This is a genomic window from Vibrio sp. N418 (assembly GCF_000222565.1).
GTDB classification, from domain to species: Bacteria; Pseudomonadota; Gammaproteobacteria; order Enterobacterales; family Vibrionaceae; genus Vibrio; species Vibrio scophthalmi.
Window position 1 is genome coordinate 134,199 of sequence record NZ_AFWD01000006.1, and the last position, 26,156, is coordinate 160,354.

Annotated in this window: 24 protein-coding genes; 9 read left to right on the plus strand and 15 right to left on the minus strand. The window is 45.9% G+C overall.

Annotated features, from left to right (window positions below; genetic code table 11):
- Positions 1-93 precede the first annotated feature (93 nt).
- A complete protein-coding gene (gene upp / locus RH86_RS01775) occupies positions 94-720 on the minus strand; it encodes a uracil phosphoribosyltransferase (protein WP_005599329.1) in 627 nt (208 codons plus the stop codon).
- A gap of 180 nt (positions 721-900) precedes the next feature.
- Between upp and purM the strand changes: the two genes are divergently transcribed.
- The 5 genes from purM to RH86_RS01800 all read left to right on the plus strand — a co-directional run bounded on the left by purM (position 901) and on the right by RH86_RS01800 (position 4,134).
- On the plus strand, positions 901-1,941 hold the full coding sequence (gene purM / locus RH86_RS01780; RefSeq protein ID WP_009384592.1) for a phosphoribosylformylglycinamidine cyclo-ligase: 1,041 nt from the start codon (positions 901-903) through the stop codon (positions 1,939-1,941).
- A 2-nt stretch (positions 1,942-1,943) separates the two neighbouring features.
- A complete protein-coding gene (gene purN / locus RH86_RS01785) occupies positions 1,944-2,585 on the plus strand; it encodes a phosphoribosylglycinamide formyltransferase (RefSeq protein ID WP_009384595.1) in 642 nt (213 codons plus the stop codon).
- 352 nt (positions 2,586-2,937) lie between these two features.
- Complete coding sequence (locus RH86_RS01790; protein ID WP_009384597.1) at positions 2,938-3,597, plus strand: tellurite resistance TerB family protein; 660 nt, start codon at positions 2,938-2,940, stop codon at positions 3,595-3,597.
- 139 nt (positions 3,598-3,736) lie between these two features.
- The gene (locus tag RH86_RS01795) at positions 3,737-3,940 is read left to right on the plus strand and encodes a YaeP family protein (RefSeq protein ID WP_005599321.1); all 204 of its coding nucleotides are present in this window, start codon (positions 3,737-3,739) and stop codon (positions 3,938-3,940) included.
- 2 nt (positions 3,941-3,942) lie between these two features.
- A complete protein-coding gene (locus RH86_RS01800; RefSeq protein ID WP_005599320.1) occupies positions 3,943-4,134 on the plus strand; it encodes a DUF4250 domain-containing protein in 192 nt (63 codons plus the stop codon).
- Between the two features lie 74 nt (positions 4,135-4,208).
- On the opposite strand, the gene RH86_RS01805 is transcribed toward RH86_RS01800, so the two are convergent.
- Positions 4,209-4,550 (minus strand): DUF3622 domain-containing protein, encoded by a 342-nt coding sequence (locus tag RH86_RS01805; protein ID WP_005599319.1) that lies wholly within the window; start codon positions 4,548-4,550, stop codon positions 4,209-4,211.
- Between the two features lie 562 nt (positions 4,551-5,112).
- Positions 5,113-9,042: a phosphoribosylformylglycinamidine synthase gene (purL, locus tag RH86_RS01810; RefSeq protein WP_009384602.1), complete on the minus strand. Its 3,930-nt coding sequence runs from the start codon at positions 9,040-9,042 to the stop codon at positions 5,113-5,115.
- 293 nt (positions 9,043-9,335) lie between these two features.
- Between purL and mltF the strand changes: the two genes are divergently transcribed.
- The gene (mltF, locus tag RH86_RS01815) at positions 9,336-10,901 is read left to right on the plus strand and encodes a membrane-bound lytic murein transglycosylase MltF (RefSeq protein ID WP_009384604.1); all 1,566 of its coding nucleotides are present in this window, start codon (positions 9,336-9,338) and stop codon (positions 10,899-10,901) included.
- Positions 10,902-11,182: 281 nt separating this feature from the next.
- Positions 11,183-11,314, plus strand: coding sequence for a hypothetical protein (locus tag RH86_RS20760; RefSeq protein ID WP_009384605.1), 132 nt, complete (start codon positions 11,183-11,185; stop codon positions 11,312-11,314).
- A 96-nt stretch (positions 11,315-11,410) separates the two neighbouring features.
- Here RH86_RS20760 and tadA read toward each other — a convergent pair whose 3' ends face one another.
- The 7 genes from tadA to RH86_RS01850 form a co-directional block, all read right to left on the minus strand.
- Positions 11,411-11,947, minus strand: coding sequence for a tRNA adenosine(34) deaminase TadA (tadA, locus tag RH86_RS01820; protein WP_038219076.1), 537 nt, complete (start codon positions 11,945-11,947; stop codon positions 11,411-11,413).
- A 128-nt stretch (positions 11,948-12,075) separates the two neighbouring features.
- Entirely contained in the window at positions 12,076-13,356 is a 1,281-nt protein-coding gene (locus RH86_RS01825; RefSeq protein ID WP_009384607.1) for a hemolysin family protein, read from the minus strand.
- Between the two features lie 127 nt (positions 13,357-13,483).
- Positions 13,484-15,043, minus strand: a complete 1,560-nt coding sequence (locus RH86_RS01830; protein ID WP_009384608.1) for an AbgT family transporter — start codon at positions 15,041-15,043, stop codon at positions 13,484-13,486.
- Between the two features lie 251 nt (positions 15,044-15,294).
- Positions 15,295-15,777, minus strand: a complete 483-nt coding sequence (locus tag RH86_RS01835) for a prepilin-type N-terminal cleavage/methylation domain-containing protein (RefSeq protein ID WP_009384609.1) — start codon at positions 15,775-15,777, stop codon at positions 15,295-15,297.
- Entirely contained in the window at positions 15,767-16,174 is a 408-nt protein-coding gene (locus tag RH86_RS01840) for a hypothetical protein (protein ID WP_009384610.1), read from the minus strand. The genes RH86_RS01835 and RH86_RS01840 overlap by 11 nt, the downstream gene beginning before the upstream one ends.
- A 122-nt stretch (positions 16,175-16,296) precedes the next feature.
- Positions 16,297-16,935 carry a PilW family protein gene (locus tag RH86_RS01845; protein ID WP_009384611.1) on the minus strand — a complete coding sequence of 213 codons (639 nt, stop codon included), beginning with the start codon at positions 16,933-16,935 and terminating at the stop codon, positions 16,297-16,299.
- Positions 16,913-17,422: a GspH/FimT family pseudopilin gene (locus RH86_RS01850; RefSeq protein WP_005593274.1), complete on the minus strand. Its 510-nt coding sequence runs from the start codon at positions 17,420-17,422 to the stop codon at positions 16,913-16,915. The genes RH86_RS01845 and RH86_RS01850 overlap by 23 nt, the downstream gene beginning before the upstream one ends.
- A 127-nt stretch (positions 17,423-17,549) precedes the next feature.
- On the opposite strand from RH86_RS01850, the gene RH86_RS01855 reads away from it, so the two are divergent.
- Positions 17,550-17,969, plus strand: coding sequence for a type IV pilin protein (locus RH86_RS01855; RefSeq protein ID WP_223296314.1), 420 nt, complete (start codon positions 17,550-17,552; stop codon positions 17,967-17,969).
- Positions 17,970-18,078: 109 nt separating this feature from the next.
- On the opposite strand, the gene dnaJ is transcribed toward RH86_RS01855, so the two are convergent.
- From dnaJ to grpE, 5 genes are all read right to left on the minus strand, one after another.
- Positions 18,079-19,227, minus strand: coding sequence for a molecular chaperone DnaJ (dnaJ, locus tag RH86_RS01860; RefSeq protein WP_009384613.1), 1,149 nt, complete (start codon positions 19,225-19,227; stop codon positions 18,079-18,081).
- Between the two features lie 284 nt (positions 19,228-19,511).
- Positions 19,512-21,425, minus strand: coding sequence for a molecular chaperone DnaK (dnaK, locus tag RH86_RS01865; protein WP_005593271.1), 1,914 nt, complete (start codon positions 21,423-21,425; stop codon positions 19,512-19,514).
- 496 nt (positions 21,426-21,921) lie between these two features.
- Positions 21,922-22,206, minus strand: coding sequence for a GIY-YIG nuclease family protein (locus tag RH86_RS20050; RefSeq protein WP_009384614.1), 285 nt, complete (start codon positions 22,204-22,206; stop codon positions 21,922-21,924).
- A gap of 298 nt (positions 22,207-22,504) precedes the next feature.
- Positions 22,505-23,782 carry a dicarboxylate/amino acid:cation symporter gene (locus tag RH86_RS01870; protein ID WP_005594266.1) on the minus strand — a complete coding sequence of 426 codons (1,278 nt, stop codon included), beginning with the start codon at positions 23,780-23,782 and terminating at the stop codon, positions 22,505-22,507.
- A gap of 432 nt (positions 23,783-24,214) precedes the next feature.
- Positions 24,215-24,820, minus strand: coding sequence for a nucleotide exchange factor GrpE (gene grpE / locus RH86_RS01875; protein ID WP_005594264.1), 606 nt, complete (start codon positions 24,818-24,820; stop codon positions 24,215-24,217).
- Between the two features lie 145 nt (positions 24,821-24,965).
- Between grpE and nadK the strand changes: the two genes are divergently transcribed.
- Positions 24,966-25,850, plus strand: a complete 885-nt coding sequence (gene nadK / locus RH86_RS01880; protein ID WP_009384615.1) for an NAD(+) kinase — start codon at positions 24,966-24,968, stop codon at positions 25,848-25,850.
- Positions 25,851-26,156 lie beyond the last annotated feature (306 nt).

The following is a 26,156-nucleotide window of genomic DNA, read 5'->3' on the forward strand; positions in this document are numbered from 1 at the left end:
ATGGAATGACCAATTTTGATTTCGTGCTCTGTGAGAGCATATTCTAAACACAAAAAAAGAGGAGCATCAGCTCCTCTTTTTATTGGATTCGGTTTACTTAGTACCGAAGATCTTATCGCCTGCGTCACCAAGACCAGGAACGATGTAACCTTTGTCATTCAGTTTTTCATCGATCGCAGCCGTGTATAGTTCGACATCTGGGTGCGCTTTTTCTAGAGCTTCAATACCTTCTGGAGCCGCAACAAGTACAAGTACTTTGATTGCCTGACAACCTTTCTCTTTTAGTAGATCGATCGTTGCGATCATAGAGCCGCCCGTTGCAAGCATTGGGTCAACCACAAGTGCGATACGCTCATCGATGTTTGAAGCAAGCTTGTTAAAGTATGGTACTGGCTCAAGTGTTTCTTCATCACGGTAAATACCAACAACACTGATACGTGCGCTTGGCATATGCTCAAGAACACCATCCATCATGCCAAGACCAGCACGTAGGATTGGCACTACCGTTACTTTTTTACCTTTGATTTGATCTACTTCAACAGGGCCATTCCAACCATCAATGGTCACTTTCTCTGTTTCAAAGTCTGCGGTTGCTTCATAAGTTAGTAGGCTACCAACTTCAGTCGCTAACTCGCGGAAGCGCTTAGTGCTGATGTCACCTTCTCTCATTAGACCAATTTTGTGTTTAACAAGCGGGTGTTTTACTTCAACAACTTTCATGTCCATCTCCGGCAAATAGGGTATTTTTCAAATAAACCTTCAGATTATAAACGATTTCGTTCTCAATTTCTTGATCTTGTATAAGATAAAAAACTCACGCAAACGTTTGCTATTGGTATTTATCAACTGGTAGAATAGCGCCGTTTTCTCATATCCAACTTACTTAACCGAGGACTTCCTGTGAGTGGCAATAATACTTCTCTAAGTTATAAAGATGCTGGCGTTGATATCGATGCAGGTAATGCACTTGTTGATCGCATTAAAGGTGCGGTGAAACGTACTCGTCGCCCAGAGGTTATGGGTGGAATTGGTGGCTTTGGTGCACTTTGCGAATTGCCAACGAAATATAAGCAGCCAGTCTTGGTATCGGGTACAGATGGCGTGGGTACAAAACTTCGCCTTGCATTGGATATGAACAAACATGACACCATCGGCATCGACCTTGTGGCGATGTGTGTTAACGATCTTATCGTTCAAGGCGGCGAGCCACTATTCTTCCTTGATTACTACGCAACAGGCAAACTCGATGTTGATACCGCAGCAGACGTTGTTACTGGTATTGCTGAGGGTTGTATTCAAGCGGGTTGTTCACTCATTGGTGGTGAAACAGCAGAAATGCCAGGCATGTACGAAGGCGAAGACTATGACGTTGCTGGCTTCTGTGTTGGCGTTGTCGAGAAAGAAGACATCATCGATGGTAGCAAAGTGGCAGCCGGTGACGCACTGATTGCTGTCGGTTCTAGCGGCCCTCACTCAAATGGCTACTCTTTGGTGCGTAAGATCCTTGAAGTATCTGGCGCAGACAAGAACGAAGAACTTGCAGGTCGTACTATCGGTGAGCACCTACTTGAACCCACTCGTATTTACATTAAATCGGCACTAAAAATGATCGAGCAGCATGACATTCATGCTATCTCGCACATTACTGGTGGCGGTTTCTGGGAAAACATCCCACGCGTTCTACCACAAGGCACTAAAGCGTTGGTTGATGGTAACAGCTGGGAGTGGCCAATTATCTTTAAATGGCTACAAGAGAAAGGTAACGTCACGACACACGAGATGTACCGTACCTTCAACTGTGGTGTAGGCTTAGTTGTTGCACTACCTGCTGACCAAGCAGACGCAGCCGTCAAGTTGCTGCAACAAGAAGGCGAAAATGCATGGGTAATTGGTAAAATTGCTCCAGCACAGGCAGGCGAAGAGCAAGTAGAGATCAATTAAGTATGAAGAGTATCGTTGTTTTAGTTTCTGGAAATGGCTCCAACCTACAGGCCATCATTGATGCGTGTGATTCTTCAATCACCGATGGCAAAGTGACCGCCGTATTCTCAAATAAAGCGGAAGCCTATGCGCTTGAGCGTGCAAAAAACGCCGGAGCTGCTGGAGTATTTCTTGATCCTAAAGCGTTCGATACTCGCGACGCTTTCGATCATGAGTTGATGCGCCAAATGGATGAGTTTAAACCTGATTTAGTCATCCTTGCTGGTTACATGCGTATTCTAAGTGGCGAATTCGTTCGCCACTACATGGGCCGCATGATTAACATCCACCCTTCTCTACTGCCGAAATATCCAGGCCTTAACACCTACCAGCGTGCCATTCATGCCGGTGATGAAGAACACGGCACCAGTGTGCACTTTGTTACCGAGCAACTTGATGGTGGTCCGGTGATCCTGCAAGCTAAAGTGCCTATCTTTGATGAAGACACGGTAGAAACTCTCACCGAACGCGTGCAAAACCAAGAACACCGCATCTATCCAATGGTCGCAAAATGGTTTGTTGAAGGCCGTTTAGAAATGGTCGATGGCAAAGCCGCTTACCTTGATGGTGATCTGCTCAGCATGCACGGTTACGCGCCGGAGTAGCGCTTCGAGAGTCGAGAAAAAGCGAAAAGCAGAACGCTTCGCTCCGAGAGTCGAGAAAAAGCAAAAGCAGAACGCTTCGCTCCGAGAGACGAGCAAAAGCAGAACGCTGCGCTACGAGAGGCGAGAAAAAGCGAGAGGCGAGAAGTTACCCACCTCTCGTTTCTCGATTCTCGATTCTCACCTCTTTAATCTCGCTTCTCGATTCTCGCCTCTTCAATCTCGCTTCCCGATTCTATTCTCGCTTCAATCTCGGCTCTCAAAACCCTATCCCATTAATCTTACGTTCATTTTTGCTCTGCTAATGTTCTTACATTCACTCTAAGAGTTAATTACGCCACTACTGGAGCTTCTTATGGATCTAAAATCTCTACTGAACCAAGCACTGAATTCAGATATCGTGCGCCAAGGTCAACAGCAACTCAAAAAACAATCCAGCTCAGGATCATTGAAGACTCTTGGTGCGGGTGCAGTCGGCGGCGGCTTAGTCGGGCTACTCATGGGGTCGAAAAAGAGTAAAAAAATGGGCGCTAAAATTGGTAAAAACGCCCTCAAGGTTGGTGGCGCAGCCGCGCTTGGGGCGCTTGCCTATAAGGTCTATAACGATTGGCAAGGCAAACAATCTAGTTCAGCCACCAACAATGAACCATTTGATCAAAACCAACCCATACACAGTCAGTTAATCATTAAAGCCATGATTGCTGCGGCAAAAGCCGATGGTCACGTGGACAATGACGAGATGGCGCAAATCGACGCCGCTATCGAACAATCTGGTGGCGATCAACACCTGCGTGAGCTAATACAGCAAGAGCTCAATAAACCACTCGATCCAATTCAAATCGCTCGTTTAGCTTCAACATCGCAACAAGCGGCTGAAATTTATCTTGCATCTCTACTGGTGGTTGATGAACAAAACTTTATGGAAAAGGCTTATTTGCAAGAATTAGCGAAACAACTAAAACTGGATCCAGAGGTCACGCAACAGCTTGAAATGCAAGTAAACAACCCAAGCTAATCCGCATTGGCTAATCGGATTGCATAAATTAACCGCATTTCCACACAAGCCTTGAGATAGCGCAAGCTCTCACTTTGAGTTTGCTCGTGACTCTGTGTATATTGAGACCAGTTCTCATTTTGATTGGAAGTAAATGACGATGAAAGTTTATGATTGTTGTGACTTAATACGCGAGCTTTATGCACAGATTGGCAGTGGCGATCAAGGCTATATCCCTCAAGCCATTACCTGCGCGGTTCGTACGTTAAATGAAATTGCTGCGGATACAACGCTTGAGCTTGCTATTCGTGAAAAAGCGGCCTTTGCGGCAGCTAACCTGCTTATCTCTGACTTCGAGGATTAGACATGGATTTAGCCAATTTTAAAAGCATGGATACCATCATGCTGATGAGTATCGTCAACTTGAAACTGCGCGACGATTTCAATGGCGATCTGGATGAGTTAGTTGCGTTTTTTGATATCGATAAAACTGATTTAGAAACCAAACTGGCCAGTGCAGGGTTTGAGTTTTTACCTGAGGTTGGTCAGTTCCGCTAAACGCGAAAACTGCGATTTTAGAGACAAAAAAACCGCCTGAGGGCGGTTTTTTTACAACGAGATAAAACTAAATATTAGTCTTCGTAGTCGTCGAAATCTTCGTCTGCTGCATCGTTAGCTTCGCTACGAGCTTGAAGGAACGCTGCTTTACGTTCTGCTGCTTCACGTTCTAGACGCTCTTGACGTTCGTTACGCTCAACACGTTGTTGGCCTTTACGCTCGTTACGCTCTGCTTGGTTTTTCACAAAACCCAATAGCTCTTTTTCAGCCCAAGCTTGTGCAAGCTCTTCACTTTCAAAACCAGCTTCACGCTTAGAAACAACCGTTTTACGAGAGGTCACTTGACGAGTGATTTCAGCAGTCCAACCAGTGCGCTTTTCAGACACACGAATTGCAAATTTTTTGTTCTTAGACATTTCTATTTCCTAGGGATTATTCAGGGATCGGTCAACTTGATAACTCCATCGAAGCTGAGCTGTTTAACACCATCCCTTGGTAAGCGCGGTATTAGAGCATAAAAGTTATCGAAACGCTGCAAGTTTTTTACCGCAGACGAGAGACGATTTCATTCCCAACAAAAGAGACTCCCAACAACACTCGTTCGCCACTCTCGGCAATGACGCAGATTACGTTCAAAGCCTCTACCGTCATCCTCAAGAGTGAGGTGGGAACGAGTTGTGGATCTATTCCTGCTAGCCGAAAACCAACAGAGATTCCCTACTCCCTCATTCTTCGCTCTAGGGAATGACAAAGATTGTGTTCAAAGCCTTTTTCGTCATCCTCAAGAGTGAGGTACGAACGAGATGGGGATCTATTCCTGCTAGCCGAAAACCAACAGAGATTCCCTACTCCCTCATTCCTCGCTCTAGGGAATGACGATATAGTCTAATAATCTAAGCCTATCAAACAAAAAAGCGCAGATCTTTCGATCTGCGCTTGTGGTTATTTTCCCGATAACACTGTTTAAATAATGCTTAATTAACCCACATTCTTACGTGCGTTTTGGAACATACGCATCCACGCGCCATTCTCACCCCAACCTTCTGGAGACCAAGAGTTGGCAACCGTACGGAATACACGCTCAGGGTGCGGCATCATGATCGTCACGCGGCCATCCGTCGTTGTTAGGCCAGTGATCGCATTTGGTGAACCGTTCGGGTTGTTCGGGTATTGCTGCGTTGGGTTACCGTGGTTATCAACGTAACGCAGTGCAACCGTACCTGAGTTTTCAATCGCATTTAGGTGGTCGTTGTCACGCACTTCTACGCGGCCTTCACCGTGAGAAACCGCGATTGGCATACGAGAACCTTCCATACCGTTAAAGAAGACAGAATCAGACTTCTGCACTTCAACTAGGCTGAAACGAGCTTCAAAACGCTCTGATTCGTTGCGAACGAAACGTGGCCAGTACTCTGCACCCGGGATAAGTTCACGAAGGTTAGACAGCATCTGACAACCGTTACACACACCGAGAGAGAAGGTATCTTCACGCTTGAAGAAGTTGGCAAATTGCTCACGAGTCGAGTCGTTAAACAGAACCGACTTAGCCCAGCCTTCGCCCGCGCCGAGTACATCACCGTAAGAGAAACCGCCACAAGCCACAAGACCTTGGTACTCATCAAGTACCGCTTGACCGGTAAGGATATCGCTCATGTGAATATCCGTTGCTTCAAAACCTGCACGGTCGAATGCTGCGGCCATTTCAACGTGTGAGTTAACACCCTGCTCACGCAGAATCGCCATCTTCGGCTTCAAACCTTTGGCAATATATGGCGCAGCAATGTCTTGCTTTACATCAAAGCTCAGTTTCACGTTCAGACCAGGATCTGAGTTGTCTTTCTTCGCTTCATGTTCTTGGTCAGCACATGCAGGGTTGTCACGTAGACCTTGCATCTTATGCGTCGTCTCAGCCCAGATAGTACGTAGTTCCGTACGGTTACGTTCAATCACGATAGACTCGCCAGACTTAATCACGAGCTGATCAGAATCTTCAACAGAGCCGATAATGTGTGAACACGCTTCTAGACCATTTGCAGCAAGCGTAGAAAGAACAGCATCTAAATCATCGTTGCGAACTTGGATGACCGCACCTAGCTCTTCGTTGAATAGTGCAGCTAGTGTGTCTTCACTGTTCTCTGATGCAGCTAAAAGCGCTTCAATGTTTGCATTAACACCACAGTGACCTGCGAACGCCATTTCAGCCAGTGTTACGAATAGACCGCCGTCGCCTTTATCGTGGTAAGCGACAACTTGGTCGTTAGCAACCAGCGTTTGAACGCCTTCGTAGAAACCTTTTAGTTGCGCCGCGTTGTCTACGTCAGCGGGCTTATCACCAAGTTGTTTGTAAACTTGCGCTAGTGCCGTAGCACCTAAACGGTTTTTACCGTTACCTAGGTCGATAAGAACTAAGCTTGTAGCGCCTAAGCCTTCAAGGTTATTCGGGGTGCGCAACTGAGGCGTAATCGTTTTACGAACATCTTCAACACGAGCAAATGCAGTGATAACAAGAGATAGCGGAGACGTGACTTCTTTTTGCTCGCCATTCTCTTCCCACTTAGTCTTCATCGACATAGAGTCTTTACCCACCGGGATAGTAAGACCCAACGCTGGACATAGCTCTTCACCAACAGCTTTCACCGCTTCGTAAAGACCTGCATCTTCACCTGGGTGACCCGCTGGAGACATCCAGTTCGCCGACAGTTTAATGTGTTTGATATCGCCGATATTGGTCGCTGCGATGTTAGTGATTGCTTCACCAACGGCTAGACGAGCTGATGCGCCGAAGTCTAGTAGTGCCACTGGCGTACGCTCACCAAGAGACATCGCCTCACCGTGGTAAGAGTCGTAACTTGCCGCCGTTACCGCACAGTTAGCAACTGGAACCTGCCATGGACCCACCATTTGGTCACGAGCCACAAGGCCAGTTACTGAACGGTCACCAATAGTGATAAGGAAGGTTTTCTCTGCCACAGTTGGTAGACGAAGAACGCGGTCAACCGCTTCGTTGATTTCGATACCCGAACGGTCAATCGCTGGATTGTTCACTTTTAGCGTTTGCGCGTCACGGTGCATCTTAGGTGTTTTACCTAATAAGATGTCCATTGGCATATCAATTGGCGTGTTGTCGAAGTGTGAATCTTGCAGTTTAAGTTCACGCTCTTCCGTTGCCTTACCGACCACTGCGTATGGTGCACGCTCACGCTTACAAATCGCATCGAACGTTGGCATGTCTTTATCCGCTACCGCCATTACATAGCGCTCTTGAGATTCGTTACACCAGATCTCAAGTGGGCTCATACCCGGCTCATCGTTTGGTACGTCACGTAGGTTAAAGATACCGCCACGCTCACCGTCGTCTACTAACTCAGGAAGGGCATTTGAGATACCGCCCGCGCCCACATCGTGGATAAAGGCGATTGGGTTGGCATCACCTAGCTGCCAACAACGGTCAATCACTTCCTGACAACGACGCTCCATCTCTGGGTTTTCACGTTGTACCGAAGCGAAATCTAAATCTTCAGAAGAAGAACCAGAATCCATTGAAGATGCCGCACCGCCACCAAGACCGATGTTCATCGCAGGACCACCAAGAACGATTAGGCTTGCACCGACTGGGATCTCTTTCTTCTGCACATGCTCATCACGGATATTACCAAGACCACCAGCTAGCATAATTGGCTTGTGGTAACCACGCACTTCAACACCAGCGTGAGAGTTTACTTTTTCTTCGTAAGTACGGAAGTAACCAAGTAGGTTTGGACGACCAAATTCGTTGTTGAATGCAGCGCCACCAAGTGGGCCTTCAAGCATGATATCTAACGCAGTAACGATACGGCTTGGCTTACCAAAATCGGTTTCCCAAGGCTGAACAAAGTTCGGGATTTTAAGGTTCGAGACAGAGAATGCCACAAGACCTGCTTTTGGCTTACCACCAATACCCGTTGCGCCTTCATCGCGGATCTCGCCACCAGAACCCGTTGATGCACCCGGCCATGGGGAAATAGCCGTTGGGTGGTTATGGGTTTCAACTTTCATCAAGATGTGAGTCTTCTCTTGATGGTAGTTGTACTGGCGAGTTTCTGGATCTGGGAAGAAACGACCCACTTCAGAGCCCGTCATGACTGCCGCGTTATCTTTATAAGCAGAAAGAACGTGATCAGGTGTGACTTCAAAGGTGTTCTTAATCATCTTGAACAATGATTTATCTTGTTTAACACCGTCGATAGTCCAATCTGCGTTAAAGATCTTATGACGACAGTGCTCAGAGTTCGCTTGAGCAAACATCATCAATTCGATATCAGTAGGATTACGGCCAAGCTTTTCGGAAAAGCTTTCTAGCAAGTAATCAATCTCATCTTCAGCTAAAGCAAGACCTAGGGTAACGTTTGCTTTTTCAAGCGCAGCGCGACCACCGGCCAGTAGATCCACTTCCGCGTATGGTGCAGGTTGTGACACTTTAAACAGTGCCTCTGCAGATTCAACATCGGAGAAAACCACTTCCATCATACGATCGTGCAAGATGGCTTTAAGCTCAAGCTTTTGCAGTTCGTTCAGCTCTGTAGAGGTTTCAACATAATACGCTGTACCACGCTCAAGACGTTGAACTTGGTCCAAACCGCAGTTACGAGCAATATCTGTTGCTTTTGAAGACCATGGCGAGATAGTGCCTGGGCGTGGCGTCACAAGAAGTAGCAATCCTGCTGGATCGTGCTCTTCAATAGTTGGGCCATAAGTGAGGAGTTTTTCTAACTTCTCAAGCTCAGGCTGAGCAAGCTCGGCCGTCAAGTTAGCAAAATGCATAAACTCAGCGTAAATAGCGGTCACAGGCAATTGCTGTTCACGGCAAAGTTCAAGAAGCTTGTTAACACGAAACTCTGAAAGAGCTGGGGAGCCACGCAAAATTCTCATGTGCTTAGGTCTCTCTACGATTAATGAAAGTAATATTGGAATAAATTCAAATGGTTAAACAACACCCATTACAAACTCATGCCAATCCTACCTAGCCGTTGCGCAGGCATTATAAAGCAATTGTTTTTGTGATGTAACATCAAAAGCAAACGTTTGCGCACTTTTTTTTGTCAAATTTGAATTACAGCTAAATTGTGCAAAAACAAAGCGGTGGTCGCGATCGCTTTCGCTGCACTTTGCCTTATCTCGCCACTCTGATATAAAGGCCGTACATGAAGTATGAGAATCACTAAATGAGTAGCCAATTTTTAACCAAAGCACGGACCTATTTTGTGCTTGTTTTCAGCGCGGTTTTACTCGCTGGCTGTCAGATCGAATCTGAACCAAAGAGCGACCTAGACCAAATCCGCGAACGCGGTGTATTGCGTGTGGGTACCCTAAATAATCAGCTTTCTTATTATATCGGTCCCGATGGCCCTGCTGGTTTGGATTATGAAATTGCGCGTCAGTTCGCTAAAGAGCTTGGCGTACGTTTGGAAATGAAGCCCGCTTATCGCATTTCAAACCTTTATCCTGCATTGGAAAATGGCGAAATAGATATTATTGCAGCAGGCCTTACCCAATCTCCTGAACGTATGCAGCGCTTTCGCCCTGGCCCTGCGTATTACTACGTCAGCCAGCAGTTGATCTATGAGAAAGGCAAATGGCGCCCACGTAACCTTGAGCAATTGTTAGCTAAGCAAAACGAATTAATTGAAGAAAATGAAGGGCAGCCGATTGTCACTATCGTTGGCGATTCTCATTTCAACCAGACACTCAGCAAAATTCAGCAAGAACACCCTGAGTTTAAGTTTACGATTGATCCCAATGCTGATGTCAATGACCTACTAAAAGAGGTCTCTGAGAGTGACATTCGCTTTACTGTGGCAGATTCAGTGGAAGTTTCCTTATCACAGCGCATCTATCCTGATGTGGCGACCGCATTTGAATTAACAGAAGATCAACCGACTTCTTGGTTCTTACGCCGCTCTGAGGATGAAAGCCTTTATGCGATGGTGATTGAATTTTTCGGTCATTTAAAACAATCGGGTGAACTGGCTCAATTAGAAGAGAAATACATCGGTCATGTAGGCTCATTTGATTACGTTGATACCCGTGCGTTTATCCGTGCACTGGATAAGAAGCTGCCAAAATGGTCACCGTTATTTAAACAATATTCCGAAGAGTTCGATTGGCGCTTAATCGCAGCATTGGCTTACCAAGAATCACACTGGAACCCAATGGCAAAATCACCAACAGGCGTACGCGGAATGATGATGCTGACGCTGCCAACGGCGAAAAGTGTGGGGGTAACCAACCGCCTTGATCCCGAACAATCAGTAAAAGGCGGGGTTGAGTACCTACGTAGAATGGTGGCACGCATTCCTGACTCGATTGAGCAACATGAGAAGATTTGGTTTGCGTTAGCTTCTTACAACGTCGGCTACGGTCACGTGATGGATGCTCGTCGCCTCACTAAGAAGCAAGGCGGTAATCCTGACCAATGGTCTGATGTAAAAGAGCGCTTACCTCTTTTACGCCAAGCGAAGTACCATCGCCAAACCCGTTACGGCTATGCGCGTGGTGATGAAGCGAAAAACTACGTCGAGAATATTCGTCGTTACTACCAGAGCATTATTGGCCACATTGAGCAGCAAACGCCGGATGAAGGAGAAGTTGATATCAACGATTTAACAGTGATTCAACTCGACCCGAGCGTCTTGTCAGCGGCAAGCAGTTCAATAAGCCCTGCTTCAACCGCAATACCAGCCGTTTCAGGCAGTGTATCAGCCGCTAGTGTAGCCAAAAGCGAAGAATAACGGCGAGATAAGCGAATCCAAATCAAAAGAGCCTCACTTAGTTGAGGCTCTTGCTTGATATTTGCCCTACAAACCAGAGATACTCACTGCCCTTCGCGCAAGCAGAGCAACTGACTCACTCATAGACCTCTGCTGACTATCATCCGCGAAGCTGCTTTCGGACTCCTAATACCACACAACACTGCACTCACTCTTCACTCCGTTTACGAGCAAGAGAGGAGACGTTTGTGTTGAATTTTAGGAATATTTGATTTTACAGATATCTGTAGGAGATTGTGATTATGCGTAAACGTCGCATGCAATCAAAACGCCTTACAAAGACTGTTGCTGCTAACCGCCGTAAACGCAAGCTAGTCAACAACAAGAAAAAGGTGATTGCCCGCCATCGAGCGTTCATGCAGCTATCAAGTTAATGAGCCTTCAGCTGACTTTAGCTCAACTTGAGTGTTAGATGAGACGAGAAGGTTAGTAAATAGCGGTTGATATTTACTAACCTCACTTCCAAAGAGTTACTCACCCTGATCGGCTTCTTTCTTTTCTGCTTGCTTACGCGCTTTAATCTCTTTACGGCGACGCTTAAAAAAAGCCTGCAATTGACTGCGACAATCCTCTTCAAGTAACCCATGTTCAACCTGTGCGTAATGATACGCCGCTTGATGTTCAAAGAGATTGAGAACCGTTCCCGCCGCACCCGCTTTAAGGTCAGGGGCACCAAAGACAACACGCTTAACACGGCTATGCAGTAAAGCACCAGCACACATTGGACATGGCTCTAAAGTGACATAGAGCGTGGTATCCAGTAAGCGATAATTTTCCACCGCTTGTCCGGCTTTACGAATCGCCTGCATCTCGGCGTGAGCACTGGCATCATGCTGGCCAATAGATTGGTTCCAACCTTCTGCAATCACTTCACCATCTTTCACTAGCACCGCGCCAACCGGTACTTCCCCTTCCAACTCAGCCTGTGCAGCCAAAGCCATCGCGCGGCGCATAAAATGCTCATCTTGGGCGCTAAATTGCAACGACGAATCCGCAGGCGAGGACATCGCAGATTGAAGGGAAGAGTGTGGTTGAGAATGGGATTGCGACAAAGTCGACTCCTAAAGACAAACAAAAAAATAGGTATGCGGCAAAGCATACCTAATCTTAGACACAATGGACAACAGTGCGTGTATTACTCGCTCGCTTGCTGCTCAATTGGCGTCACTTTTACACTGACGATACGGTTATTTTCCACCGCCACGATTTCGAAGTGCCACTGCTGGCAATCGATCACTTCACCGATCTCTGGCAGACGACCCAGTAACCATGTAACCCAACCATTCAGCGTTTGGAAGCCTTCACTTTCCCCTTCGAGCTCAGACAGCTCTAAACGGTTTTTCAGTTCACTAATTGGAATCAAACCATCGACGAACAGTTCGCCATCAATCTCTTCAGACCAAAGATCATTAGGATTGTTTGACAGTTCACCCGCAATCGCTTCCAACACATCATAGTGCGTCACAAGGCCTTGGACATCGCCATACTCATCAACAATAAACGCCATCTCAGTGCCTGACTCTTTAAAGTAAGTCAGTAGACGTAAGCCTTTCATTGATTCAGGAATATAGACCGGTGCTTTCGACAGCCCCATAATCACTTGCATATTGAGGTTATTTGCTTGGTTGAGTAGAGCCTTGGCCGACACCGTACCAACAATCTTATTCATATGCCCCTGACACAACGGGAAAACACTGTGCTTGGTTGAGCGAAGTCGCTTGAGGAGCTGTTCAATCGGCTGATCGATATCAATGAAGTCTACGTCGCGACGCGGGGTCATCAACGAACTGACTAAGCGGTCATCAAGCTGCAAAATATTGCGGATCATCTCTTGCTCACCGCGCTCAATCACACCTGACTCTGAACCTTCTTTCACCAGCGCGTGAATGTCGTCTTCCGTCACGCTGTCTTCTTGGCTTTTTTGACCCAATAATTTCAACAGTGTCTCGGTTGACCAAGATAGCGCGAAGACAAATGGCGTGGTGATTTTTGAAATCCAATAAATTGGCAAAGCGACCAACACAGCAATCGTTTCCGCTTGAGATTGCGCAAAGCGTTTCGGCACAAGCTCACCAACAACAATCGCAAAATAAGTAATACCCACCACGACAATCGCTGTCGAAAAAATATCAGCTTGAGTCGCATCTAAGCCCCAAAGCTCAAGCTGTGCCGCTAATGGCACTGATAACGTGGCTTCACCCACAATACCGCTCAATAGACCAATCACGGTAATACCAATTTGGATGGTAGAGAGAAAACGCGTGGGATTTTCTTTTAGGTCGAGTGCAACTTGAGCGGCACGATGCTTTTTAGCTAAGCGTTTAAGTCGACTATTTTTGGCTGCGACTAAAGCGATCTCTGACATCGCAAATAGACCGTTTAAAACAATTAACCCTACTAAAAGCAGAATTTTCATAGTTGGTGATTTTCCATGTATAACGGCAATTACCGTCGCATGCAGTGTATAGCGTGTCGCAAATAAAAAAAAGCCTACCCTGTCGGGTAGGCTTGTAAACATTTGTATCGACTAGATCAAGCAGTGATTACATTGCGTAAGTGTACGGCGCTTGGATACCTAGAGGAATACCAATCATCCAGTATGCGATTAGGAAGATAGACCAACCAATTAGCATTGCGATAGAGAAAGGCATCATCAAAGATGCTAGCGTACCGATACCCGTCGACTTCACGTAACGTTGACAGTAAACCACAACAAGCGGGAAGAATACCATCAGTGGAGAGATGATGTTCGATACCGAGTCACCCACGCGGTATGCCGCTTGAGAAAGTTCTGGAGAGATACCTACTGCCATTAGCATTGGTACTAGGATTGGACCAATCAAAGCCCATTTCGCAGAAGAAGAACCGATAAGTAGGTTAACCGACGCCGTTAGTAGAATCATACCAACGATCGTTGCTTCACCAGACAGGTTCATCGCTTTCAGGCCTTCAGCACCGTATAACGCCAGCATAGTACCGATGTTTGACTGAGCAAATACAGATAGGAACTGTGCACAGAAGAACGACATTACAATGTATGCGCCCATGGTAGACATGGTCGTTGCCATCGCTTTGATAACGTCATTGCTGGTTTTAAACGTGCCCGCTACTTTACCGTAAACGTAACCAGGAATGATAAACAGGATAAAGATCAGTGGAACGATTGACTTCATTACTGGTGCATCAAAAGCCGTCAGTTCGCCAGTTGGTGAACGTAGTGCTGACGTTTCAGGAATAAGTGCCGCGACAAGTAGTGCGATACCCGCCACCATCGCCCAACCCGCAGCGCGGAACGCTTTTGACTCAATAGCAGTGAACGTACCTAGATCCGGTGCTTTTTCTGCATCTTCATCCATAGGCATATTTGCTAAGCGTGGTTCAATGATCTTTTCAGTTACATACCAACCAATCAAGATGATGATGATTGAAGATAAACCCGTGAAGTAAATGTTTGCTAGTGGGTTAACAATGTATTCTGGATCTAAAACTTGAGCGGCAGATTGCGTGAAACTTGCCAATAATGGATCGATACCAGAAGGAATAAAGTTCGCTGAGAAACCACCCGATACACCAGCGAATGCTGCAGCAATACCCGCTAGAGGGTGACGACCCGCTGCGTGGAAGATGATACCACCAAGAGGGATTACCAATACGTAACCCGCATCCGCTGCCGTGTGCGATACGATCGCAACCAAGATCAGCATTGGCGTTAATAGTTTTGCTGGCGTGAAGTTCAGCATTTTCTTTAGGCCAGTCGTGATAAAGCCTGAAGAGTCAGCTACACCAACACCTAGCATCGCAACCAATACGATACCTAGTGGCGCAAAACCTGTGAATGTCGTCACCATGTTCGCAAGGAAGCTAGCAAGCGCTTCGCCCGTTAACAGGTTAGTAACTGAAAGTGCTTCACCGGTGCGAGGGTTTACAAGATCAAACGTAACGTTTGATAAAAGGGCAGATAGCACCCAAGTGATCACGAGAGCCCAGAAGAACAGAATCGCTGGATCTGGAATTTTGTTGCCGGCGCGTTCAATCGCGTTTAGGAAGCGATCCATACCACTCGGCTTTGGTGATGGTGCTTTATTTACAGCTTGATTACTCATGGTAATTCCATATGTGATGTTGTGACTTATGACCTATAGATAGAATTATTATTTCGGTCGATTGTTAGTTGTGCATTTTATTCAATTCACAACACAAAAGCACATAGTCCTGAAAGAATTTCCATATTTGGAGACATATTTTGCAAAACTGGCAAGACAACATAACAACCACAACACCAATTCACTCATAAACAGCAAACTGTATTTAACGATTATGTAAAGAATTGCAGTTTTAACGTGCCAGAAGCAAATTATTGCTCATCGAACTCACTGTATCTCGATAAGTAACTGTTCAAAGAGAGCTGATGAGAGCCCACAGCAGATGATAGCGACAATACGGGTATCAATGGATACCCTTGAACTCTTCGCGACCAACTCACTATAACGGTGACCTGTTTTAACTCCCCCGCTAAGGCGCCACTCACAGCCTTTACCTCGCAGGTCAAATTATACCGAGATCCGCTCAGAGCATTTATGCCCTGCCCACAATATTGCGGTAGCGCTAGATCGGCAAAAGCGATCAAACCAACACCACCGCTCGTGCTCGCCGCACGAGTACGAAAGCGCTCCATTTGTTGTTCAGCCAAATGCAGTGCTTCTAAGCTATGGAGCGTAAAGCTCGTCTGCTGTGCCAGCTTCGCTTGTAAGTGGATCAAACCTAACGCTGCTACCGTGATCAAAGCAAACGAAACCATCACCTCCAATAAGGTAAAACCGTGCGCTTTACCAATCACGCCACGATCCCTGTAACCAAAAATAGACCATTTGCCCATCATGCAGCTTAGCGACCACACTTTTACTCACCAACCGTTGATGCTGCCATGTAAATACCAAACGATAGTGATGAGTCGCGTCCAGTTCGGTAAAGAGCGCTTGATGAGTTAAGTCGCTCAAACAAAGACTTTGCACCTCACTCAACGCCGTTGAGCTATTTCCTTCAGTGAGTTCGACTGGATTGGCGTTGGAGACTCGAAGATAGGTAAAAAGGCACTCAATGGCACCTTCAGCCATCCAGTGCAAGCGGCGCGCGGTTAACTCATTCTGACCAATTTTGATTTGATGGAAAGTGATCCGATAGCTGCCCAATGTGAGCAGCAAAATCACGACCAGCAACAATGAGGTCAATAACAAAGTAACGGCACCTTGCTGTCGTCTTATTGGAAGCTGTCGCTTTGTGGAAAATTGCAGCCTTATTGGACGTCGCAACCTGAATGAAAATCGAGGCTTAATTGAGTTAATTGAAAATGATGAATTCATTGCCAATTTCTCTGCGCGACATCAACGGTTAGCTGGCGAGAATCATTGAGATCTAAACTTTGCACTGCCAGCGTCAAATGCCACAACGTAGAATGGGCGTGGCTGTTACTCAAAGGTGAAGAGGTTATGGCAAACGAGGTAACCCGTAGTACACGCTCATCAAGTAAACTGCGACACGCTTGGATCTGATTGAGGGGTTTTATTGCTGAAGATAAAGCACTCCCCTGCTCGCACACCATTAGCTTTCCGCTGTTGAGGTAATAACGCACCATTCGATAATTATCATTACTCGCCATCTCTCGGTAATAGGCTAAGCCAAATTCACTGGCACCATTTTGCTCAATCACATTCGCGGCACTCATTAAGCGCAAGGTATGACCAAAACCATTATCGAATCCTGCACGCTGAATATCTTCTTCAATGGTTTGAAAAGCATCGCTCATCGATTGCAGCAAATAGAGTTGTTGGCTTTTTTGTCGTGCAATTTTTTGTGCAGAAATAAACAGACTGCCGACTAACGCGAGGGCCAGTGAACCTAAAGTCGCAGCAAGCATCACTTCCACCAGCGAAAATCCAGCACTTACCCGCCCTGACTTTTGCCTATCACGGTGTTTAACTGCAAACGGGATAACCATATCGATCCTCACTGCCACTGCATACTTTCACCCTTCCAGGTGGATTGGCGATGATCACACGCAGCGCGCCACTGGGATCATTGTGTGGATTAAAAGCGATATGACCACCATTAGGACGACCACGCACTCCATCAAAGCTAATGTATGCCGAATGGTAACTGTGTTGAATGCTGATATTGGCGTAAGCCGCACCATCCAAATGCAGCAATAATTGCCCTGTTGATGTAGAAGAGTCGGTAAGCGTGAGATGCCAAACTCCGCCGGTTATCCGCGTAGAGTGAGCAAATGAAAAGTGTACATAGAGCTTTTTATTGCGGGTAATCGCTTCTGACTTCGCTTGCATTAAAAATCCATTCAACGCACCAGCCAAACGCTGCATTTTTACTTTATTCAATAGCGCATCAAAACTAGGCGCAGCGAAAAACAGCAGACTCACCGTTATCGCCAAAGTGATGATCAGCTCTATTAAGGTAAAGCCTCGAACCATTTCTCAAAATCCTTTGCAAGCCGATGGGTAAGTAAATTCAATCTTGCATCCATGCTAGCAGCTCAGAAAAATAAGCGATAAAGCAGGTAGAAAGTTCTGAAAACGAATCCAATTTGACGGTGCAAACATGGCAAACAAAAGATTAAAGGCAATGACACTGATCGAGCTATTGATCGTGATGACGATAATTTCAATCATCACCAGCGTTGCTTACCCTAGCTTTAAAAGGCAAAGCATCAAAGCCAAGCGGATGGTTGCGCTGACGGACCTAAGCCGAATGCAACTCTACTTAGAAAACAGCTACAACCAAGATGCAAATCAAGACTATTCCGTAGCAAAACAGAGTGTCATCTCTGCGGCCAACTGCTTAGTTTGTCAAAGTAATACGCAGCATTATCGTTTCTCGGTGGTCATTACCGCTGACGGTTACACCTTAATGGCCTTACCGCTCAACCAGCAACAAGATGATCCATGCTTAAATACCCCAACCGATACGCTAAGTTTGAACCAAGCTGGAGTGGCACTGCCGTCAACTTGTTGGTATTAGCACTTTGATTAATATGAGTGAACAAGACAACAGATGATCAAACCATGCTGATCGCAGATACAAAAAAGCCCGCTAAATTAGCGGGCTTTCAAATCAAGTCATAACGACATTAACTGGTTAGATCATCAAAGAACTTTTTCACACCGTTGAAAAAACCTTCCGATTTAGGCTTATGCTTAGTTGCTGCATCGCCACCACAAGATTCTTCAAATTCTCTTAGCAGTTCTTTTTGACGTGAGCTCAGGTTAACTGGTGTCTCAACAACAAGTTTGACGATCAAATCGCCAATACCGCCACCACGAACGCCTTTCACACCCTTGCCACGCATACGGAACATACGGCCAGTTTGCGTTTCAGAAGGTACTTTCAGACTAACACGGCCATCCAGCGTTGGGACTTCAACTTCACCACCCAGTGCTGCCATTGCAAAGCTCACTGGTACTTCACAGTAAAGGTTATTGCCTTCACGTTCGAAAATATGGTGCTCTTTAACATGCACTTGAACGTATAGATCACCCGCTGGTGCGCCCATTTCTCCCGCTTCACCTTCGCCGGTTAGACGAATGCGGTCACCGGTATCCACGCCTGCTGGAATCTTAACGTTAAGGGTTTTCGTCTTCTGCTTACGGCCCTGACCATGACACACATTACATGGGTCTTTAATGATCTTACCTTGACCATGACAGGTAGGACAGGTTTGTTGTACTGCGAAGAAACCTTGACGCATTTGTACTTGGCCGTGGCCATGACAAGTGCCACAAGTATCTGCTGAAGTGCCTTTCTTCGCGCCGCTACCATCACAGCTATCACAATGAACCAGCGTTGGGATTTCAATCTCTTTTGATACACCACGAACCGCTTCTTCTAGAGAAAGCTCCATGTTGTAACGCAAATCTGAACCGCGCTGTGCACGTGAATGGCCACCACCACCGCGACGACCGCCGCCGAAGATATCGCCAAATACGTCACCAAAAATGTCGCCGAAATCAGCACCACCGCCACCAAAGCCACCGCCGTAGCCGCCACCACCTTGTTCAAAGGCTGCGTGACCATATTGATCGTACGCCGCTTTCTTTTGAGGATCGGTTAGGATTTCGTACGCTTCTTTTACTTCTTTAAACTTGTCTGATGCAGTTTCATCACCCTGATTGCGGTCTGGGTGGAATTTCATCGCTAAGCGCTTATACGCTTTCTTAATTTCGCGCTCTTCTGCATCACGGCTTACGCCTAATACTTCGTAAAAATCACGTTTTGACATGTTCTAGGTCACCAAAATAATTGCCACTACCGAATGGTCACTTCAGTAGTCTGTGTATCAATCTAGATAAAAGTTCTGCCGGCTGAAACGCCGAATAAAGCTATTATCTAGATCGACAAGTCTAAATACAAATTTACGGGCGTGAGAGTTACCTCTGACGCCCGTATTAATAAGTCTTCGAGACAAATTTCTAAGCAGATAACTTGATTTCTAGGAGGAAACGCGGAGCCTACGCTAGTAGGTGAGCACTTCCAATAACGAAATCAGGCTACTCTGCGACGAAATTATTTTTTGTCGTCTTTAACTTCTTCAAACTCCGCATCTACAACATCATCTTCTTGAGACTGTTGTTGTTGACCCGCGTCAGCACCTTGTTGTGCTTGAGCTTGCTGTTGAGCGATTTCCATTAGCTTTTGAGCTGCTGCTGCTAGCGCTTGAACTTTCGCATCGATTGCTTCTTTGTCGTCGCCTTTACGTGCAACTTCAAGTTCAGCGATTGCTGCTTCAATCTTCTCTTTCTCATCTGCAGGAAGTGCTTCACCAGCTTCTTCAATTTGCTTACGAGTACCGTGAATCATTTGGTCAGCTTGGTTACGTGCTGTCGCTAGCTCTTCGAACTTTTTGTCCGCTTCTTTGTTAGCTTCAGCTTCTTGAACCATTTTCTCGATGTCTTCATCGCTTAGACCGCCAGAAGCTTGGATCGTGATCTTCTGCTCTTTGCCAGTCTGCTTGTCTTTCGCAGATACGTGTAGGATACCATCCGCATCTAGGTCGAAAGTTACTTCGATTTGTGGCATACCACGTGGTGCAGCTTGAATGCCTTCTAGGTTGAATTGACCCAGAGATTTGTTCAGGCTAGCTTGCTTACGCTCACCTTGGATTACGTGGATAGTTACTGCGCTTTGGTTGTCTTCTGCAGTAGAGAAAACTTGGTTCGCTTTTGTTGGGATAGTCGTGTTCTTCTCAACAAGCTTAGTCATTACGCCGCCCATCGTCTCGATACCTAGAGACAGTGGAGTAACGTCTAGTAGCAATACGTCTGTTACTTCGCCTGCTAGTACACCACCTTGAACTGCAGCACCCATTGCTACTGCTTCATCAGGGTTTACATCGCGACGTGCTTCTTTACCGAAGAATTCAGCAACTTTCGCTTGAACCATAGGCATACGAGTTTGACCACCCACTAGGATAACATCTGTGATGTCGCCTACTGATAGGTCTGCATCTGCTAGAGCAACTTTTAGAGGCTCTAGAGAACGTTGTACTAGGTCTTCAACTAGAGATTCTAGTTTCGCACGAGTCACTTTAACGTTCATGTGCTTAGGACCCGTTGCATCTGCAGTTACGTAAGGTAGGTTTACGTCAGTTTGAGTAGTAGAAGAAAGCTCGATCTTCGCTTTTTCTGCTGCTTCTTTAACACGCTGCATTGCTAGAGGATCAGTCTTAAGATTGATGCCTTGCTCTTTTTGGAACTCGTCAACTAGGTAGTTGATCATGCGAGTATCGAAATCTTCACCACCAAGGTGAGTGTCACCGTTAGTTGCTAGAACTTCGAACGTTTTCTCGCCTTCTACTTCATCGATTTCGATGATAGAGATATCGAATGTACCACCACCAAGGTCGTATACTGCGATAGTGCGATCACCGCCTTTCTTATCAAGACCGTATGCAAGTGCTGCTGCAGTTGGTTCGTTGATAATACGTTTAACTTCTAGACCTGCGATACGGCCAGCATCTTTAGTTGCTTGACGTTGTGCATCGTTAAAGTATGCAGGAACAGTGATAACAGCAGCAGTAACTTCTTCACCAAGAAAATCTTCTGCTGTTTTCTTCATTTTTTTCAGGATTTCAGCTGAAACTTGAGGAGCAGCCATTTTTTGGCCTTGCGCTTCTACCCAAGCATCACCGTTGTCTGCCGCTACAATTTTGTAAGGCATGATTTCGATGTCGCGTTGAACTTCTTGATCTTCAAAACGACGACCGATCAAACGCTTGATTGCAAATAGCGTGTTAGTTGGGTTTGTAACAGCTTGGCGCTTAGCAGGTTGACCTACTAGTGTTTCACCGTCTGTGTATGCAACAACAGATGCGGTTGTACGTTCGCCTTCCGCGTTTTCAATTACGCGTGGTTTGTCGCCGTCTAAAACCGCAACACAAGAGTTAGTAGTACCTAAATCAATACCAATGATTCTACCCATCAGGCTATCTCCGAATAAATTCTATTTTATTTTGCTCTATCCCATATGTGGGGATAGAGAATTGGGTTTCAACCCTTGCTCACAAACAAACATTGTTATGTTTGCTTCTTGTATGCACCTTAGATAAGGGCGTCAAAACGCATTTCAAGGGAAAAGGTGAAAAAAATTAGAAATTTTTAGCTTAAACCGAAGGTCTCAACCCTTTTAGCATCTAAATAATGTCATTCATTTCATTATTTAGATTCCCGACTACGCCCCTACGAGGCTATCGGGAATGACCAAAGCTAGAACTGAACCATAGTAGCGACCAATGCAAAACCGTCATTCTCGAGAAGGAGGAACGACTGAGTCGGGAAGCTTATGCCGGAATACCAATCAGATTCCCGACTACGCCCCTACGAGGCTATCGGGAATGACCGAAGCTAGAGCAGAACCATAATAGCGTTCAACGCTAAACCGTCATTCTCGAGAAGGAGGAACGACTGAGTCGGGAATCTTATATTTCATCATACAGATCTCGCCATGTTGGATTAAATTCACTAATTAATCTTTCCTTCCAAGCTCTCTTCCATTTCTTTAACTTTTTTTCTCTTTCAATCGCGGATCGAAAGCTCTGGTGTAACTCGTAATAAACCAAGTAATGCACACAATATTTGTTAGTAAAGCCTTCGCATGTACCATTTTTATGCTGCCAAACTCTCTCTTTTAAGCGCCCCGTGACGCCGATGTACAACGTACTCCGAGAATAATTAGTCAATAAGTAAATTGAAGGCTGTTTCAAGTTGTCGAATCCGTTCGAAAATAATTCCTAGAATTATCTAATTAGATCTGATGTGAGTATGAAATATTCATGATCAAGTGTGATGTCACTTAGATTCCCGACCACGCCTCTACCAGGCTATCAGGAATGACCAAAGCTAGAGCTGAACCACAGTAGCAACCAACCCTAAACCGTCATTCTCGAGAAGGAGGAACGACTGAGTCGGGAATCTCGCTCTTTTTCTCTTCTCTAAAAACTGTCTGAATCAAAAAAAAAAGCGAGCCACTTGGGCTCGCTTTCTAATAACCAATCCACTTACTTACGCGTTATTCGCAGCAAGCTCAGCTTCCATCGCTTCAGCGGTGAGGCCAATCTCACCCTCAGACTTCGCCACAATAGTATTCACCGCCGTGTCACCAACGACGTTAGATGCGGTACAGAACATGTCGTTGATACGGTCAACGGCGGCAACAATAGCCAAGCCTTCTGGTGGAAGACCTAATTGGTGCAAGATTACGCCAACCATCACCACACCGCCGCCCGGTACACCACCCGCGCCAATCGATAGCAATAACACCGTAAAGCCAAGCGTAACTAAGTCCGTCACATCAATCGGCTGACCAAAGGCATTGGCACAAAAAACCGCAGCAATCGCGATGTAGATAGAAGCGCCTGCCATGTTCATGGTTGCACCAAGCGGAACACCAAAACCAGCCACCGACTTTGACACGTTCAGCTTATCCGTCAACGTGCGCATCGTAACGGGAATAGTCGCATTCGAGCTGGCCGTCGATAATGAGAACAACACTTGCTCACGGGTTTTACGTGAGAACTCGCGCGCTGAAATACCAGTAAACAGTTGCACAGCCAGCGGATAGACAACAAAGATCCACAACACCAACATGCTAACCACCAGCGCAACGTAACCCGCTACCGAAGCAAGCGTATTCGCATTCAGTGTTGCGCCAAGTTGGATCATTAGCGCAAAGACACCGTAAGGCGCTAGGCTCATCACCAAGCCGATCAACTTCATCATAATCGCGTTAGCAACGTTAAAGGTTTTGACCGCAGGGCCACCTTTTTCATCCAGAGCTTGAATGGCAAGACCTGTCAAAATTGCCATAAAGATGATTTGCAGCATATCGCCATCGGCAAATGCTTGAACCGGATTGCTTGGCACGATGTTAGTCACCATCGAGAAAATATCAGGGGTTTCGGTCGATTTCAGTGCCACGGCATCTGAGATCGTACCCGCCAAATGAGCCCCTGCGCCGGGCTGAACAATCATTGCCACACTCAAGGCCGCTACAATCGCAATCACGGTGTTAAAAATGTAAAGAGCAAAAGTTTTGCCACCGAGACGACCAAAAGAGCGAATATCTTTTAATTCAACAATGCCGCAAACGATCGACACGTAAACCAAAGGCACGACGAGTAACTTGATCAATGAAACAAACATCCCACCGACACCTTCAGCAGTGCCGAGTAAGTACGTATCAAAAATCGCGATACCGCTAAATAAGTACTGAATCGCCGTTCCCAGCAGCAAGCCAGAGAACAAGCCGATAAAAATCTTACTTGAAAGCGATTTATCCATTCTAAATCTCCCAAATGTTGTGTATTTGCTGATATTTTTATTTTTATAAAGCCCGCAACTTGCGGCGAGCAACACGGATAATACACAGCAAATTAACAATTAAAAGACTCTATTTACATTTTTATCACCAAGTAATGCTTGTTCATCCTATAGACATCTGAGTACATAGAGCACGCATATTTGCTCACCTAAAGCGCCTATTTATTTTTTGACCGCCACAACCATCTCCTTCTAATTAGCTGAATTTAATCTACTCCTTTTAATCATTCATGAATCAGCACACTCATTATTCATGCAGATAAATTTCATCTTCTTCACCGAAAAATGCTCAACTCGCTTGCGATAAAAATGACAAAAGTGTGAACTTGGGACATAAAAAAACGCCCTTCCAAAAGAAAGGGCGTTTCAAATTTTTGCTCAATGGTATGGGCGTTATTTCGCAACCATTACCATTGCAGGGCGAACTACACGACCGTTTAGCTCATAACCTTTTTGCATTACAAACATCACCGTGTTTGATGCATGATCAGGGCTTTCTTGAATTGACATCGCTTGATGGTATTCAGGATTGAACGCTTCACCTTCAGGGTTGATCTCTTTTAGACCAAACTTCGCTAGTGTATCAACGAATGTTTTGTGCGTTAGCTCAACACCTTCGAATAGCGGCTTAACGGCTTCGTTCTCAGCATCTGCTGCTGCGATAGCGCGTTCAAGGTTATCAATTACTGGAAGCAGTTCTTCAGCAAACTTGTTCAGAGCGTATTTACGCGCTTTATCAACTTCTTGCTCAGCACGACGACGCATGTTTTCAACTTCTGCTTTCGCACGAAGTACACCATCTTGCTGCTCTTTGATTTTCGCTTCACTTGAAAGTAACGCCGCCTCTAGTTGAGCAATTTTCGCTTCTTGCTCTTCTAGCGCAGTTCCTTCGTTCCATTCGATATCTGCGTCTGTACCAACTGCTTCAACGTCAGCTTGCGCTGCGTTTTGTTGCTGCTGTAGTTCTTCTTCTTGGATTTTTTTGTCTTCGTTGCTCATGATATCTCCAGAATTCAACGTTTTGTGCAACCTACACGTCACGATTATTCGCCGTTAACTACACAAAAACTCGCATATTTAGCGCACTTGCCATTATTATGGGGATGAAGATTATCGATTCAAGCCCATTTCGGTCGGAAAAGCTATGAAAAAACCTTTTGAAGTGATCGCCATCATTGGAAAACCTAGAGATCAGCAGGCAATTCAAACTCATAAAGAATTGTATGACTGGCTAATGGAACAAGGTTATCGCGTATACATTGATGATAGATTGAGCGAAATTCTTGACGATGTACCTCAAGAACATTTTGCCAGTTTAATTCAATTAGGCAAAGCAGCAGATCTTGCGATCGTCGTGGGTGGTGATGGCAACATGCTGGGCGCAGCTCGTGTGCTTTCACGCTTTGATATCCGTGTGATTGGTGTCAACCGTGGCAATCTGGGCTTCTTAACCGATCTCAATCCAGAGGATTTCCATTCTACGCTTAAAGCAGTATTAGATGGTGAATACATTGAAGAAGAGCGCTTCTTACTTGAAACCGAGATCCATCGACACAAACAAATCAAAAGTCATAACGCGGCCTTAAACGAAGCTGTCCTTCACCCAGGACAAGTAGCGCGAATGATTGAATTTGAAGTCTATATTGATGATACGTTCGCCTTTTCTCAGCGCTCTGACGGTTTGATCATTGCGACACCGACTGGCTCGACCGCGTATTCACTTTCCGGCGGCGGCCCAATCCTCTCGCCTAGCTTAAATGCGATTTCGTTAGTGCCTATGTTCCCACATACGCTTTCATGCCGCCCGTTAGTGGTCGATAGCAAACGCCGCATCAAACTGATTGTTTCGCCGGATAACCGCGGCACCCAAGAAGTAAGCTGCGATGGGCAAGTCTCTTTACCGGTTTCTCCAGGTGATGAAATTCATATCTACCAAAGCCCAAATATGTTGACCTTGATTCATCCAAAAGACTACAGCTACTACCACGTACTGCGTAGCAAGCTCGGCTGGTCAAGCAAACTGTTCTAACCCCGCTTTGGTTCCTCCAAAAAGCTAGATTCCCTACCACGCGACTACGTCGCTGTAGGGAATGACCGTTTAGCGATAAGCGGCGTAACTCCGCTTTTCCCCCTCACCATCATCATTCTCAAGAGCAAGGCACAAGCGAGTCGGGAATCTTTGTCTCGTTTCTCCATTCTCGCCTCTTTCTCGCTTCTCGCTTCTCGATTTCTCGACTCTCTCTAATCTCTGCCTAACTTCTCACTTCTCAATCCACCCACCACCGTCATTCTCGAGAGCGAGGCACGAGCGAGTCGGGAATCTTTTCTCGTTTCT

Bases quoted from the DNA above. Each gene is read 5' to 3' on its own strand.
- dnaJ (WP_009384613.1), bottom strand. From the start codon at position 19,227: ATGTCAAAACGTGATTTTTACGAAGTATTAGGCGTAAGCCGTGATGCA.
- purL (WP_009384602.1), bottom strand. From the start codon at position 9,042: ATGAGAATTTTGCGTGGCTCCCCAGCTCTTTCAGAGTTTCGTGTTAAC.
- dnaK (WP_005593271.1), bottom strand. From the start codon at position 21,425: ATGGGTAGAATCATTGGTATTGATTTAGGTACTACTAACTCTTGTGTT.
- RH86_RS01800 (WP_005599320.1), top strand. From the start codon at position 3,943: ATGGATTTAGCCAATTTTAAAAGCATGGATACCATCATGCTGATGAGT.
- RH86_RS01790 (WP_009384597.1), top strand. From the start codon at position 2,938: ATGGATCTAAAATCTCTACTGAACCAAGCACTGAATTCAGATATCGTG.
- mltF (WP_009384604.1), top strand. From the start codon at position 9,336: ATGAGTAGCCAATTTTTAACCAAAGCACGGACCTATTTTGTGCTTGTT.
- RH86_RS01870 (WP_005594266.1), bottom strand. From the start codon at position 23,782: ATGGATAAATCGCTTTCAAGTAAGATTTTTATCGGCTTGTTCTCTGGC.
- RH86_RS20760 (WP_009384605.1), top strand. From the start codon at position 11,183: ATGCGTAAACGTCGCATGCAATCAAAACGCCTTACAAAGACTGTTGCT.
- RH86_RS01855 (WP_223296314.1), top strand. From the start codon at position 17,550: ATGGCAAACAAAAGATTAAAGGCAATGACACTGATCGAGCTATTGATC.
- purN (WP_009384595.1), top strand. From the start codon at position 1,944: ATGAAGAGTATCGTTGTTTTAGTTTCTGGAAATGGCTCCAACCTACAG.
- tadA (WP_038219076.1), bottom strand. From the start codon at position 11,947: ATGTCCTCGCCTGCGGATTCGTCGTTGCAATTTAGCGCCCAAGATGAG.
- RH86_RS01825 (WP_009384607.1), bottom strand. From the start codon at position 13,356: ATGAAAATTCTGCTTTTAGTAGGGTTAATTGTTTTAAACGGTCTATTT.
- RH86_RS01845 (WP_009384611.1), bottom strand. From the start codon at position 16,935: ATGGTTATCCCGTTTGCAGTTAAACACCGTGATAGGCAAAAGTCAGGG.
- grpE (WP_005594264.1), bottom strand. From the start codon at position 24,820: ATGAGCAACGAAGACAAAAAAATCCAAGAAGAAGAACTACAGCAGCAA.
- RH86_RS01850 (WP_005593274.1), bottom strand. From the start codon at position 17,422: ATGGTTCGAGGCTTTACCTTAATAGAGCTGATCATCACTTTGGCGATA.
- RH86_RS01830 (WP_009384608.1), bottom strand. From the start codon at position 15,043: ATGAGTAATCAAGCTGTAAATAAAGCACCATCACCAAAGCCGAGTGGT.
- RH86_RS01795 (WP_005599321.1), top strand. From the start codon at position 3,737: ATGAAAGTTTATGATTGTTGTGACTTAATACGCGAGCTTTATGCACAG.
- RH86_RS01805 (WP_005599319.1), bottom strand. From the start codon at position 4,550: ATGTCTAAGAACAAAAAATTTGCAATTCGTGTGTCTGAAAAGCGCACT.
- nadK (WP_009384615.1), top strand. From the start codon at position 24,966: ATGAAAAAACCTTTTGAAGTGATCGCCATCATTGGAAAACCTAGAGAT.
- upp (WP_005599329.1), bottom strand. From the start codon at position 720: ATGAAAGTTGTTGAAGTAAAACACCCGCTTGTTAAACACAAAATTGGT.